The organism is Streptomyces sp. LS-MS-L19 (assembly GCF_058382285.1).
In genome coordinates this window covers 1,796,285-1,809,552 of sequence record NZ_JBYCLL010000001.1, presented here as the reverse complement: position 1 = coordinate 1,809,552, position 13,268 = coordinate 1,796,285, and the positions used below count along the sequence as shown (strand labels likewise).

Below are 13,268 nucleotides of genomic sequence, written 5' to 3'. Positions count from 1 at the left end.
TACCCTCCCGACGACCACCTGCGCACACTCCTGGAGACTGAGACACGATGGCCGACCGGGTCACGGTGATCGGCTGGGACGGCTCGCCGCTGACCGCCGCGGCACGCTCCGCCCTCGGCGCCGCCACCCTCGTGGCGGGCGCCGCCCACCATCTGGCACTTCCCGAGGTGCCGCCCACCGCCGAACGCATCCGCCTCGGCAGCGTCGCCCTCGCCGCCCGCCGCATCACCGGCCACCGCGGCACCGCGGTCGTGCTCGCCGACGGCGACCCCGGGTTCTTCGGCGTCGTACGGACCCTGCGCGCACCCGAGTTCGGCCTGGAGGTCGAGGTCGTCCCCGGCGTCTCCTCGGTCGCCGCCGCCTTCGCCCGCGCCGGAATGCCCTGGGACGACGCCCAAGTGGTCGTCGCACACCGGCGCACCCTGCGACGCGCCGTGAACGTGTGCCGAGCCCACACCAAGGTCGCCGTCCTCACCTCACCCGGCGCCGGCCCCGCCGAACTCGGCCTGCTGATGGAGGGCGTCCACCGCACCTTCGTCATCTGCGAGGAACTCGGCACCGACCGTGAACAGGTCACCGTCGTCACCTCCGACAAGGCGGCCGACCACACCTGGCGCGACCCCAACCTCGTCATCGTCATCGGCGGCACCGCGGCCACGACGGAGAGCGGCGGATGGATCGCCGGCCGCGACCCGGCCGCCGCACCGCGCGGCTGGACGCTGCCCGCCGAGTCCTACGGCGGCCTCATGGGCGAAGGCGAACTGGAGCCGCTCCGCGCGGCCCAACTCGCCCGGCTCGGGCCGCGCGTCGGCGACCTGGTGTGGGACATCGGCTGCGGCAGCGGCGCCTTCGCCACCGAGGCCGCCCGGGCCGGGGCCGCCGTCATCGCCGTCGACCGCGACCTGAGGGCCTGCGAGCGCACCGAGGCCAACGCCCGAGCCTTCGGACTCCAGGTGCAGATCGTCCCCGGCACCGCCCCGCACGTCCTGGAGAACCTCCCCGAACCGGACGTCGTCCGCGTCGGCGGCGGGGGAGTGGCCGTGGTCTCCGCGGTCGCCGACCGCCGCCCGCAGCGCATCGTCGCCCACGCGGCCACCCGCGACGAGGCCGAACTCGTCGGCCGGGACCTCACCGAACACGGCTACCGCGTCGAGTGCGCCCTCCTCCAGTCCGTCGAACTCGACACCAGGGCCTGGACGGAGACGGAACGGAGCGTCGCGTTCCTGCTCAGCGGGGTTCTTCCGGACCGTACGGTCTGACCCGGTTCGCCGTCCCCGTGATCCTGTTGTCGTACTGCGCGCGGTAGGCTGGCCGACCGTTGTACCGCACCCGGTGGACCGGCATTCGTTCGTCAATGTCCGGAAAGCGCGCCCGTTTTGGGGTGGGTGCGGTACGGCACAACCGGAGGACGCGCAACGTGGCGCAGTCCACAGCGGGTCGTCGCGGATCAAGCTGTCGCGACGGGGGAACGGCCGGGACAATGCCAGTTAATGGCTTTGTCGTCTTTCTCGGCAGGCCGTTCGTGCCGCTGGGCACGCACGCTCGTTCTTCACTGCGGGGGCGGTCGGTGCGCCGTCCCCGGTGAGCTGGTCGTAGAAGCACTAACCGATGGGCGAGGGGTACGCATGACCGACACCGGCCAGGTTCCGGGCGAGGGACTGCCGGAGAACGCAGGCATGGTGGAACAGCCGGGCGTCCCGGGTGCGTACACCTACCTCTCCGAGACCCCCGCCGAGGACGAAGACCTGTTGCTGCTGCCGGGCGCCCAGAGCCCCTGGGGCAACGAGGTCGCTCCGCCGGTGCCGGAGCCGGTCGTCGAGACCGTCCACGAGCCGGGACCGCACGAGATGGCCGGCCGCGACAGCGGGGCGCACGACCTGAGCGCCGTCCGCACGCCCCGGCCGCAGGCCCCCTCGGTGCCGATCCCGCCCATCACCCCCCGTCGGCCGCTGCACCTCGGCCCGCCGATCCCCGACTCCTCCGCGAGCCCGGTCCGCTCCCTGGCCGACCGCGGCCCCGCGGGCGCGCCGGTACGGCAGCCGGTCGCGGCCGGCCCCGAGTACCTCGAAGCCCCGCAGCCGCAGGGCGCGGTGCCGTGGGGCGCGCCGGGTGCCGTCCAGACGCCGGTGAGCACGATGGCCCCGGCTGCCGAAACGGTTGTTCCGACTCCTGCTCCGACCCCGGCACCCGAGCCGGTGGGCGCGGCGCAGGCGGCGGTGGCCCGGCTGGCGTCCGAGGCGGAGGCGGGCGGTTACGCGCTGCCGCAGGAGGCCCCGGCGGCCGCCGTCCCGGAGACCGTGCACGAGGAGTCGCCGGCCGCTGAGACGCCCGCGGCAGCCGACCTCGGTCCCGACGAGGCGCAGGCCGTGAGCGCCGACGCGGCTCCGGTCGTGGGCGAGGAGCCGGGTGCGGGTCTGCCGGCCGAGGGCGACCTGCCCGGCGGAAGCCAGAGCGGGGAGGGCGAGTCCGCTCCCGTCGCCGGGGCGGAGGAGTTCCTCCCGGACGGCGGTCAGCCCGGTGCGGACCCGGCTGCGGCCGGTGAGCCCGGGGCCGAGGCGCAGGTTCCGGACGGCGGCTCCGAGGACGCCGTTCAGGACGTGGCGGAGGCCGGTGAAGGCGCATCGGCGCCGGGTGCGGGAGCGGCGGACGGCGCCGCCGGTGCCCAGCCGCTGCCGGTGGTCGAGGGCGCGCAGGTCGGCGAGGCCGCCGAGTTCGTGCAGGTACCCGCGCCTGAAGCCGTTGTGCCCGACGGGCAGGCTGCCGAGGCCGAGGCCGAGTCGGCGACGGGCGGACCGGAGGCGGTGTCCGAGGCCGCCCCGGAGGCTGCCCCCGTGCCGGAGGCCGTCGCTGCTCCGGAGGCCGACGCCGTGCCGGAGACTGCCGTTGCCCCGGAGGCCGTCGCGCTGCCGGAAGCGGGGGTCGCTGCGGAGGCCGGTGCCCTGCCGGAAAACGTTCCTGTTCCGGAAGTTCCGGAAGTTCCGGAAGTTCCGAAAGTTCCGGAAGTTCCGGAAGCGAGTGCCCTATTGGACGCCGCCGTTTCGGAGGCGGTCCCCGTCGAGGACGCGGCCGTTCGTTCGGTGGCCGACGCCGCCCAGGACGGCGGCACCGCGCCGGAAACCGCCCCCGCGCAGAGCGCCGACGCTGCCCAGCAGGCCGTCGCCACTCCGGACGCGGACGCTGCCCAGGAAGCCGCCCCGGCACCGGAGGCAGGCGCCCCGGAGGTAGTCGGCCTGGAGACGGTCACTCCGGAAGCCGCCCCCGTGATCACCCCGGACGCCGCCGAGGCCGTAACCCTCCAGGAGCCCGTGGACACGGAGAACTCCCCGCAGCCGACGGAGGCCCCCGCCCTCGCCGAGGCCTCTCCCGCCGCCGAGCAGTCCGAGCCCGCCGCCGAACCGCTCCTTGCCGAGGCGGCCCCGGAGCACCTCCAGGAGCCGGCCCAGGCAGGTCACGTCGAGGAACCCCTCGCCCCTGCTCAGGACTTCGCCCAGCCCGTCCCCCCGCAGGGTCCCGCCGTCGACCCGGCCACCGCTCCCGTCCAGGACGCGCCGCAGGCCGTCGTGGCGGACGCGGCCGACACCGACGTACAGCTGACCGCCGCGGCGACCCCTGCCCCGGCCCCCGCGGACGAGGCCCCGCTCCCGGCGGCCCCGGAGAGTCCCGTTCAGGCGCCGCAGGGCCCGCAGCCCGCCCCCCAGCCGCTCGCGGCCGAAGTCGCCGACGCGCAGCCCCAGTTCGCGGTGCCCGGTAGCGCCGAGGCCCCCGGGGTCCTGCCCAGCGCGGTGCCCATGGAGCCCCAACCGGGGCAGCCGCTCGGGGAGTTCGTGCCGGTGGACGGTTCGGTTCCCACCACCCCGCACCTCGCGCCGACCCCGCCCCAGCCGGTGCCGCTCCCGGCCCCGCGTGAGGCGGACGGCGACGCCGAACTCGTACAGCAGGCCGACGACTTGGACACCAGGGCGGCCGATCAGGAAGACCAGGAAGCACCGGAAGAAGTGAGCACGGCCCCCGTGGCAGAAGCACCACAGTCCACGGGCCCCGCCGCGCCCGCCTACGACGACGCCGAGCGCGAGGCCGTACTCAAGGTCATGCGGGAGCGCCGGGACATCCGCAACGGCTTCCGCAGCGACCCCATCCCGCACGAGGTGCTGCTCCGGGTCCTGGAGGCCGCCCACACCGCGCCCTCCGTGGGCCACTCGCAGCCCTGGGACTTCGTCGTCATCCGCTCCGCCGAGACGCGCGGCGCGATGCACGAACTGGCCCAGCGCCAGCGCGACGCGTACGCCAAGTCGCTGCCCAAGGGCCGGGCCAAGCAGTTCAAGGAACTGAAGATCGAGGCCATCCTCGACACCCCGGTGAACATCGTCGTCACCGCCGACCCGACCCGCGGCGGCCGCCACACCCTCGGCCGGCACACCCAGCCGCAGATGGCCCCCTACTCCGCCGCGCTCGCCGTCGAGAACCTCTGGCTCGCCGCCCGCGCCGAGGGCCTCGGCGTCGGCTGGGTCAGCTTCTTCGACGAGCGCGAGATGGTCCGCGCGCTCGGCCTGCCCGAGCACCTCGAGGTCATCGCCTACCTGTGCGTCGGGTACGTCGACGAGTTCCCGGACGAGCCCGAGCTGATGCAGGCCGGCTGGTCCAAGCGCCGCCCGCTGTCCTGGGTCGTGCACGAGGAGACGTACGGCCGCCGCGCCCTGCCCGGCGAGGAGCCGCACGACCTGCTCGGCGAGACCGTCGCCCAGATCCGCCCGCTGGACGCCAAGGCGCTCGGCGAGGCCTGGGAGCGGCAGAAGCGGATGACCAAGCCGGCCGGCGCCCTCGGCATGCTGGAGATCATCTCCGCCCAGCTGTCCGGGCTCTCGCGCCAGTGCCCGCCGCCGATCCCGGAGCCCGCGGCCGTCGCGATCTTCGCCGGCGACCACGGTGTGCACGCCCAGGGCGTCACCCCCTGGCCGCAGGAGGTGACGGCCCAGATGGTCGCCAACTTCCTCGGCGGCGGCGCGGTCTGCAACGCCTTCGCCGGCCAGGTGGGCGCCGAGGTCTGCGTCGTGGACGTCGGTGTCGCGGCCGAACTCCCGGCCACGCCCGGCCTGTTGCCCCGCAAGATCCGGGCCGGCACGTCCGACATGACCACCGGTCCCGCGATGACCCGCGAGGAGGCCAAGCAGGCCATCGAGGTGGGCATCGAGACAGCCCGCGACCTCGTCGCGGCCGGCAACAAGGCGTTGCTCACCGGTGAGATGGGCATCGCGAACACCACCGCGTCCGCCGCCCTGATCTCGGTCTTCACCGGCACCGACCCCGCCGAGGTCACCGGCCGCGGCACCGGCATCAACGACGAGACGCTGGCCCGCAAGACCGAGGTCGTCCGGCGCGCGATCGAACTCCACCAGCCGGACCCCGCCGACCCGATCGGCGTCCTCGCGGCCATCGGCGGCTTCGAACACGCGGCGATGGTCGGCCTGTTGCTGGGCGGAGCCTCGCTGCGCACCCCGGTCATCCTCGACGGCGTCAGCGCGGGCGCCGCCGCCCTGGTCGCCCGCGCGATCGCCCCCGAGGTCCTCGCGGCCTGCATCGCGGGCCACCGCAGCGCGGAACCCGGCCACGTGGCCGCCCTCAACAAGCTCGGCCTGCGCCCCCTGGTCGACCTCGACCTCCGCCTGGGCGAGGGCACGGGCGCACTCCTGGCCCTGCCCCTGGTCCAGAGCACGGCGAGGGCGATGCACGAGGTGGCGACGTTCGACTCGGCGGGGGTCACCGAGAAGTAGGCGTGAGGAAGGGGACGCGGGGGCGGTGTCCACGCGTCCCCCTCGCATGTGGGTCAGCGGACCGTGTCCCCGCGCCCCTTCCTCGCCGTGGGTCCGGGGATCGTGTCCTCGCGCCCCTTCCCTGCCGTGGGTCCGGGGATCATGTCCCCGCGCCCCTTCCCTGCCGTGGGTCCGTGGGCAGTCGTCCCGCAGGGCGGGACGGGTGGGCACGGACCCACGCACCCGCACCCGGCCACGAAGCCCAGCCACCGGACACCTGAGCCGCCCGCCCCGCCCACCCCGTAAAATCCGCACGTCAGGGCCACTGCACAGCCGTAAAGAGGAGCCGCCCCTCATGGCCGAGAACCCCGCCTACCCCGTAGGCCTCCGCCTCACCGACCGCAAGGTCGTCGTCCTCGGCGGCGGCCAGGTGGCCCAGCGCCGCCTCCCGGCCCTGATCGCGGCGGGCGCGAACGTCCTCCTCGTGTCCCCTTCCGCGACCCCCTCCGTCGAGGCGATGGCGGACGCGGGCGAGATCACCTGGGAGAGGCGGCCGTACCAGGACGGCGACCTGGAAGACGCCTGGTACGCCCTGATCGCCACCAGCGACACCGAGGCGAACACCCGCGCCTCCGCCGAAGCGGAGCGCCACCGCGTCTGGTGCGTCCGCTCCGACGACGCCGACCAGGCGACCGCCTGGACCCCCGCGACCGGCCACAGCGAGGGCGTCACGGTCGCCGTCCTGACCACGAACGCCAAGGGTCGCGACCCCCGCCACACCGCCGCCATCCGGGACGCGGTCGTCAAGGGCCTGCGCGACGGCACCCTCGTCGCCCCCCACCACCGCACCCGCACCCCCGGCGTCGCCCTCGTCGGCGGCGGCCCCGGCGACCCCGACCTGATCACGGTCCGCGGCCGTCGCCTGCTCGCCGAGGCCGACGTCGTCATCGCCGACCGCCTCGGCCCCCGCGACCTCCTCGCGGAGCTCCCCCAGCACGTCGAGGTGATCGACGCGGCGAAGATCCCCTACGGCCGCTTCATGGCCCAGGAGGCCATCAACAACGCCCTGATCGAGCACGCCAAGCAGGGCAAGTCGGTCGTACGGCTGAAGGGCGGGGACCCCTATGTCTTCGGCCGTGGGATGGAGGAGCTGCACGCCCTCGCCGAGGCCGGCATCCCCTGCACCGTCGTCCCCGGCATCTCCAGCTCGATCTCGGTCCCGGGCGCGGCCGGCATCCCGGTCACCCACCGCGGGGTCGCCCACGAGTTCACCGTGGTCAGCGGCCATGTCGCCCCCGACGACGAGCGCTCCCTGGTCGACTGGCCCGCGCTCGCCCGGCTCACCGGCACGCTGGTCATCCTCATGGGCGTCGACAAGATCGGCAAGATCGCCGAGACCCTGGTGGCCCACGGCAAGTCGCCGGACACCCCGGTCGCCCTGGTCCAGGAGGGCACGACGGCCGCCCAGCGCCGGGTCGACGCCACCCTGGCGACGGTCGGCGAGGTGGTCGTCGCAGAGGACGTGAAGCCCCCGGCCGTCATCGTCGTCGGCGAGGTCGTCGCCGTAGGAAACCGGCCGTCGGCGTAACCCGGGGTAACACAACCCGTTCCCAGCCGTTGGCACCGCACCCAGGACAAGGCAGTATCACCCTGTGGCCGATCTCATCACCGTCGAGGACCCCGACGACCCGCGCCTGCGCGACTACACGGGCCTGACCGACGTGGAACTGCGCCGCAAGCGCGAACCCGCCGAGGGCCTGTTCATCGCCGAGGGCGAGAAGGTCATCCGCCGGGCCAAGGACGCGGGCTACGAGATGCGTTCCATGCTGCTGTCCGCCAAGTGGGTCGACGTCATGCGGGACGTCATCGACGAACTCCCCGCCCCCGTCTACGCGGTGAGCCCCGAACTCGCCGAACAGGTCACCGGCTACCACGTGCACCGCGGCGCGCTCGCCTCCATGCAGCGCAAACCGCTGCCCACGGCGGCCGAGTTGCTCCAGACCGCCCGTCGCGTGGTGGTCATGGAGTCCGTCAACGACCACACCAACATCGGCGCCATCTTCCGCTCGGCGGCGGCGCTCGGCATGGACGCGGTCCTGCTCTCGCCGGACTGCGCCGACCCCCTGTACCGCCGTAGCGTCAAGGTCTCCATGGGCGCGGTCTTCTCCGTCCCCTACGCCCGTCTCGACACCTGGCCCAAGGGCCTGGACTCGGTCCGCGAGGCCGGCTTCACCCTGCTCGCCCTCACCCCGGACGCCAAGGCCAAGACCCTCGACGAGGCCGCCCCGCACAAGATGGACCGGGTCGCCCTGATGCTCGGTGCCGAGGGCGACGGCCTCACCACCCAGGCCCTGGTCGCCGCCGACGAATGGGTCCGCATCCCGATGGCCCACGGCGTCGACTCCCTGAACGTGGGTGCGGCGGCCGCGGTCGCGTTCTACGCGGTGGCCACGGGACGGCCGCAGGCCTGAGCCCAGGTGCGCGGCGGTGCCGGGCCGGACGCCGCGCTCAGCCCGTCCCGCCGGCCGGCTGCTCCGGCTCAGCCGGCGTCCGCAGCGGCGGCGCGTGCACCTGCCCCTGCCGTTGGTCCCGTACGACGCCGCTGTCGCCGCCGAGCCCGCGCGACGGTCCCTGACACCCCTGGGCCGCCGCGATGCCGAGCGCCACGAACAGCGTGACCACGACGAACACGAACAACCGCTGGCGCAGCAGGCGCGGGTTGGCGGGCCGACGTCCCGTACCGGTGTTCCGCGATGCGGGGCGCCCGGTTCCGCTGCGCGGTGCGGGGCGGCTGCCGCTGCCGGAGCGCGTGGTGTTGCGCCCGGCCGGAGTGGGCCGGGGCCCGCCGGAGCGAGGCGCGGGGGCGCCGGTGCCGCGTACGGGCCCGCTGCCGCCGCGGGACGGGACGCCACCGCGCGGCGGAGTGCCGTTGCGCGCGGGACCGGAACCACGCGACGGGCTGTCCCCGCGACTGCCCTGCGTGCCCGACTGCCCCTGCGGGCGGCGCTGCGCGGGCCGGTCGGGGTAGGTGTCGGCGAGCCGTCCGGTGGGCCGGTCCGCCTCGGCGGCGCGCGGAGCGGGCGGGCGCAGATCGGGCAGGCCCTGCGCCTCACGGGCCGCGATCTCCTTGAGGCGCAGCGACAGTTGGAGGGTGCTGGGCCGCTCCTCGGGATCCTTCGCCAGACAGGCGCGGACCAGGGGGGCCAGCGCGTCGGGCACGCCGTGCAGCTGCGCCTCCTCGTGCACCACGCGGTACAGCATCACCTCGGAACTGCCGTGCCCGAAGGGCGAGTCGCCCATCGAGGCGTACGCCAGGGTCGCGCCGAGCGAGAACACGTCCGTGGCCGGCGTCACCGCGGCCCCGCGCACCTGCTCCGGGGCGAGGAAGCCGGGGGAGCCGACGGCGGTGCCGACGTGGGTGAGGGTGGAGGCCCCGGTCGCCCAGGCGATGCCGAAGTCGATGATCCGGGGGCCCTTGGGGGAGAGCAGGATGTTCGACGGCTTGAGGTCGCGGTGCACCACCCCCGCCTCGTGCACGGCGACGAGCCCCTCCGAGAGGGCGGCGCCGATCGAGGCGACCTCGGCCGCACCGAGGGAACCCTCGTCGGCGACCTTGTCGTGCAGGGAGGGGCCGGGCACGTACTGGGTGGCGAACCACGGACGGTCCGCTTCGAGGTCCGCCGCGACGAGCCGGGCCGTGCAGCCGCCGCGGATCCGCCGGGCGGCGGAGACCTCGCGCGCGAAGCGCGACCGGAACTCCTGGTCCTCGGCGAGATCGGGCCGGATGACCTTCAGCGCGACCCGCTGCCCCTTGCGGTCGGAGCCCAGGTAGACGACACCCATCCCGCCCGCGCCCAGCCGTCTGTGAAGCCTGAACGAGCCGACGACGCGCGGGTCCTCGCGCCTCAGGCGCATCATCGCCATGTCCATCCCCGCTGCCCGGTCCGTGTGACGAGCGACAGCTTACGTTTCCACGGCCCGCCGCGCGCAGAGGCCGCGCCCTCTCGTCCCGATGGATTGTCAGTGCCGGGTGGGAGACTTGAGGGGTGGTCAGGGGGTCGGCGGACAGGGTGACTTCGAGTCGACTGTGATCCCAACCACCCGTCACAGAAGGGGGATTGAACCCGTGAAGGGTGATCGTGTGGAGATAGTCGTGGACGCAGGTGACACGACGCGCACATATGAGGTGGTGGCGAGCAGGGCGGGCCGCCGGGTGGAGACGGCGGTACGCCGAGGCGTGGTGGAAGTGAGCGAAGTCACGCGGAACGGCTCGGTGGTCCGGACGGCCCGTTTCATGGCGACGCGGGTGCTGGCGCTGGTCGAGCAGCCGGTGCCGCGTGAGGACAGCTCGGAGAAAGCGGCACAGACCGGGCGCCCCCTCCGGGAAGACCCGGAGACCTAGGTCCTCGTCTCCACCCACGGGAGTACGTCACCGGTGACGGCTCATCCTCGGGGAGGCCCGGCAATCGGTACGAGGGCATGACGTGCCGGAGGGCCGTGACGCCTAGATTTGAGGTCAAGCGGCGGGTGCAGCACTCGTCCCCCGAGGTCAGACACCCGCCGCTGCCAACGACAACAGAACGGTCAGGAGAGGGACCATGGCTCTTACGGCACCGCGGACACTGTCCCGCACACGTCAGCCCCGCCGTACGGGCCGCCGTCACCCGCTGGTGGCGACGCTCATGGCCCTTCCCCTGGCGGTCCTGCTCCTCGTCGTCTTCGACGGCTGGGAGACAGTGGCCACACAGGCGTCGTCCGTGGGAGTGATGCTGGGGCGCTGAGCGGCGACCCCAGGCCCGGAAGAGCGGTCCGGGCGGGGACATCCACCCATGAAACCCCGTGGGGACGGGGGTGCGGCGGACGGCAAAATGCCGGCGCAGCTGGGGAGCTGCGCCGGCATTGCTTTTGCCTCCGGCGGTTGGGCCGTTTTTGTCCGCGGGGTGGGTGGGGGCTGGCGTTTTGCGCAGTTCCCCGCGCCCCTGGATGCCTGCGGCGGCCCCTTGCTGTCCGGTGGGGGCGTGCGTAGCGCATCCGGTCCGGTGGTTGGGTCGGTGCCGGGGTGGGGGGTATCCGTCCTCGGTCCGGCGGCTCGGCCCCTTGAGATGTCCTCGGTTCTTGACGCCGGCCGCTGCGGGCGGACACCCCCCACCCCGTCCCCTTCACGCCGTACGCGGCGACCGGTGCGTGGGGGCGGACGCGGGAGGCCAACGGTCCGTCGAGGGCGGGCGCCAGCGGCTGACGGTCCCGCCGCGGCGCAGGCCAACTGCAACTCCCTAGGGGCGCGGGGAACTGCGCGACCAGCCACAACGCACCCGTAGCCGCCCGATCACCGGACCCGGCACCCCGGTAGGCGCCCGGCCCAAGCCCAGCGCAGCGGGGGCGCGGGGAACTGCGCGACCAGCCCCCACTTGCCCGCACCCGCCCGACAACCGAATCCGGCACCCCCGTAGGCACCCGCTCAACCGCACCCGGCACCCCCGTAGGCACCCGCTCAACCGCACCCGGCACCCCCGTAGGCACCCGCTCAACCGCACCCGGCACATACTGAGGCGCCAGACCTCACGTCGCCGAGGGAGCCCCGTGACGCAACACCCCCTCCTCACCCAGCTCACCCTCAGAGTCAGAGCCGAGGCTCACTCAGGTGACCCGGTGGCCTGTCCCTGCGGCGCAGCCACCCTCGCTGATCGCCCCGACGCCACCGTCGTCCGGCACGCCGGCACCGTCGCGAAGGCGCACGCCCCCGACACGGCCCCCGCAGATCTCGCTCCGCGCCTCACCATGGCCGCCCAGCTCAACGGCATCCTCCTGTCCCCCCTGCACGCGACGCACGTCGACCTGCACGGCAGGCTCGTCAGTTTCTGGCCGTACGGTGAGCCCGTGGACCCGGAGGATCCGGACGCCGCCCCCTGGGAGGCCGCCGCCACCCTCCTCGCCCGCCTCCACCGCACCCCCGCCCCACCCGGCCTGCCCCCCATGCGGGGCCCGGTGAAGGCGGCCCTCGCCGTTGCCAGGCTGCTCAAGGCGGCCCGGCAGAGCGAGCACCCTGCCGTCGCCCCCGTCCTCCGTGCCTGGTCCGCGCTGCCGCCCTGGGCCCGCGCCGAGACCCCCATGCGGGACACCACGACCCTCTGCCACGGCGACCTGCACCTCGGGCAACTCGTCCGTCACCCCGCCCCGGACGGCCCCTGGCGTCTCATCGACGTCGACGATCTCGGCGTGGGAGAGCCCGCCTGGGACCTCGCCCGTCCCGCCGCCTGGTACGCCTGCGGTCTGCTGTCCCCCGAGGACTGGGGCCTCTTCCTCGCCGCCTACCGCGCGGCCGGCGGGCCGGCCGTACCCCCCGACGGCGACCCCTGGCCCGCCCTGGACGTCCCGGCCCGCGCCCTCACCGTGCAGACGGCGGCCCGTGCCGTGGCCAAGGCGATCGACGCCGGCCGGCCGCTGGACGACGTGGAGCACGCGGTCGTCGAGGCCTGCGAGCGAATGGGTTCCACCCCGCCGGAGTTGGCGAGCGGTTTCGCGAAGTAGGGTGCAACCGACCAGAGCCGGACAGAGTCTGTCCTGGCGTAACGCTAAGCAGGATCAACCGGCGAGGAGTTGAGCCGACGATGCAGTGTCCGAAGTGTCATGCACCGATGCACACGTACAACCGCAACGGTGTCCAGATCGAGCAGTGCAGCGGCTGCCGCGGGATCTTTCTCGACTACGGCGAGCTGGAGGCGCTGACCCGTCTGGAGGGCCAGTGGGCCGGCGGCCCCGCCGTTCCACCGCCGCCGGCCGCTCCGCAGTACCCGGCCCAGCCCGGCGCACCGGCCTGGGGCGCCCCGCAGCACGGCGGCGGTCACTACGGCGGCCACGGCGGTCATCACGGCGGCCACCACCGCAACCGCGGCTTCGGCCACATGCTGTTCTCCAGCTGACGCCGATCAGAGACGAAGAAGCCCCCGGCCGCAGGGCCGGGGGCTTCGGTGTGTGCGCGATACTGGGATTGAACCAGTGACCTCTTCCGTGTCAGGGAAGCGCTCTCCCGCTGAGCTAATCGCGCGGGAAACCACGATCATGATCGTGTCTGCTGCGTGCGCGATACTGGGATTGAACCAGTGACCTCTTCCGTGTCAGGGAAGCGCTCTCCCGCTGAGCTAATCGCGCGGGTCAGACCTTCGGTGAACCGTCGAAGATCCAGTGGACGATACTGGGATTGAACCAGTGACCTCTTCCGTGTCAGGGAAGCGCTCTCCCGCTGAGCTAATCGTCCTTGGAGGTGGAGACGGGATTTGAACCCGTGTAGACGGCTTTGCAGGCCGTTGCCTCGCCTCTCGGCCACTCCACCAGGAGTGTTGGGGGGTCGGGATGATCCCCCTTGCTCTTCCGAGCGAACGACGAGGTTCGAACTCGCGACCTCAACCTTGGCAAGGTTGCGCTCTACCAACTGAGCTACGTTCGCCTGTCCTTCCGATCCGCTTGCGCGGCCCGGCGACGAGTTGAACTCTAGCGGATTCCGGGGCCAGTACAAAAACGCGT

9 protein-coding genes and 5 tRNA genes are annotated in these 13,268 nt (G+C 73.6%); 8 read left to right on the top strand and 6 right to left on the bottom strand.

Going from position 1 to position 13,268, the window contains the following annotated elements; translation table 11 throughout:
- Positions 1 to 47: 47 nt before the first annotated feature.
- The 4 genes from cbiE to AC2XR2_RS07880 all read left to right on the top strand — a co-directional run bounded on the left by cbiE (position 48) and on the right by AC2XR2_RS07880 (position 8,218).
- A complete protein-coding gene (cbiE, locus tag AC2XR2_RS07895) occupies positions 48 to 1,259 on the top strand; it encodes a precorrin-6y C5,15-methyltransferase (decarboxylating) subunit CbiE (protein ID WP_330268132.1) in 1,212 nt (403 codons plus the stop codon).
- A gap of 366 nt (positions 1,260 to 1,625) precedes the next feature.
- Positions 1,626 to 5,768, top strand: a complete 4,143-nt coding sequence (gene cobT / locus AC2XR2_RS07890; RefSeq protein ID WP_491514649.1) for a nicotinate-nucleotide--dimethylbenzimidazole phosphoribosyltransferase — start codon at positions 1,626 to 1,628, stop codon at positions 5,766 to 5,768.
- A gap of 334 nt (positions 5,769 to 6,102) precedes the next feature.
- Positions 6,103 to 7,335 (top strand): uroporphyrinogen-III C-methyltransferase, encoded by a 1,233-nt coding sequence (cobA, locus tag AC2XR2_RS07885; protein ID WP_491514648.1) that lies wholly within the window; start codon positions 6,103 to 6,105, stop codon positions 7,333 to 7,335.
- A 64-nt stretch (positions 7,336 to 7,399) separates the two neighbouring features.
- On the top strand, positions 7,400 to 8,218 hold the full coding sequence (locus tag AC2XR2_RS07880) for a TrmH family RNA methyltransferase (RefSeq protein ID WP_330268135.1): 819 nt from the start codon (positions 7,400 to 7,402) through the stop codon (positions 8,216 to 8,218).
- 37 nt (positions 8,219 to 8,255) lie between these two features.
- Here AC2XR2_RS07880 and AC2XR2_RS07875 read toward each other — a convergent pair whose 3' ends face one another.
- A complete protein-coding gene (locus tag AC2XR2_RS07875; RefSeq protein WP_381306606.1) occupies positions 8,256 to 9,677 on the bottom strand; it encodes a serine/threonine-protein kinase in 1,422 nt (473 codons plus the stop codon).
- 196 nt (positions 9,678 to 9,873) lie between these two features.
- On the opposite strand from AC2XR2_RS07875, the gene AC2XR2_RS07870 reads away from it, so the two are divergent.
- From AC2XR2_RS07870 to AC2XR2_RS07855, 4 genes are all read left to right on the top strand, one after another.
- Positions 9,874 to 10,149, top strand: a complete 276-nt coding sequence (locus AC2XR2_RS07870) for a DUF8836 family protein (RefSeq protein ID WP_381306609.1) — start codon at positions 9,874 to 9,876, stop codon at positions 10,147 to 10,149.
- A 196-nt stretch (positions 10,150 to 10,345) separates the two neighbouring features.
- Complete coding sequence (locus AC2XR2_RS07865) at positions 10,346 to 10,528, top strand: hypothetical protein (RefSeq protein WP_028809711.1); 183 nt, start codon at positions 10,346 to 10,348, stop codon at positions 10,526 to 10,528.
- A 799-nt stretch (positions 10,529 to 11,327) separates the two neighbouring features.
- Positions 11,328 to 12,275: a phosphotransferase family protein gene (locus tag AC2XR2_RS07860; protein WP_491514647.1), complete on the top strand. Its 948-nt coding sequence runs from the start codon at positions 11,328 to 11,330 to the stop codon at positions 12,273 to 12,275.
- An 80-nt stretch (positions 12,276 to 12,355) separates the two neighbouring features.
- On the top strand, positions 12,356 to 12,667 hold the full coding sequence (locus tag AC2XR2_RS07855; protein ID WP_123987985.1) for a TFIIB-type zinc ribbon-containing protein: 312 nt from the start codon (positions 12,356 to 12,358) through the stop codon (positions 12,665 to 12,667).
- Positions 12,668 to 12,720: 53 nt separating this feature from the next.
- Here AC2XR2_RS07855 and AC2XR2_RS07850 read toward each other — a convergent pair.
- From AC2XR2_RS07850 to AC2XR2_RS07830, 5 genes are all read right to left on the bottom strand, one after another.
- Positions 12,721 to 12,792 (bottom strand) — tRNA-Val (locus AC2XR2_RS07850).
- 32 nt (positions 12,793 to 12,824) lie between these two features.
- Positions 12,825 to 12,896, bottom strand: a tRNA-Val gene (locus tag AC2XR2_RS07845).
- Between the two features lie 34 nt (positions 12,897 to 12,930).
- Positions 12,931 to 13,002 (bottom strand) — tRNA-Val (locus AC2XR2_RS07840).
- A 1-nt stretch (position 13,003) separates the two neighbouring features.
- Positions 13,004 to 13,077 (bottom strand) — tRNA-Cys (locus AC2XR2_RS07835).
- A 41-nt stretch (positions 13,078 to 13,118) separates the two neighbouring features.
- Positions 13,119 to 13,191 (bottom strand) — tRNA-Gly (locus AC2XR2_RS07830).
- Positions 13,192 to 13,268: the final 77 nt, after the last annotated feature.

What these genes read in the sequence shown, in the direction of transcription:
- cbiE (WP_330268132.1), top strand. Translation starts at nt 48, where the DNA reads ATGGCCGACCGGGTCACGGTGATCGGCTGGGACGGCTCGCCGCTGACC.
- cobT (WP_491514649.1), top strand. Translation starts at nt 1,626, where the DNA reads ATGACCGACACCGGCCAGGTTCCGGGCGAGGGACTGCCGGAGAACGCA.
- cobA (WP_491514648.1), top strand. Translation starts at nt 6,103, where the DNA reads ATGGCCGAGAACCCCGCCTACCCCGTAGGCCTCCGCCTCACCGACCGC.
- AC2XR2_RS07875 (WP_381306606.1), bottom strand. Translation starts at nt 9,677, where the DNA reads ATGGACATGGCGATGATGCGCCTGAGGCGCGAGGACCCGCGCGTCGTC.
- AC2XR2_RS07865 (WP_028809711.1), top strand. Translation starts at nt 10,346, where the DNA reads ATGGCTCTTACGGCACCGCGGACACTGTCCCGCACACGTCAGCCCCGC.
- AC2XR2_RS07855 (WP_123987985.1), top strand. Translation starts at nt 12,356, where the DNA reads ATGCAGTGTCCGAAGTGTCATGCACCGATGCACACGTACAACCGCAAC.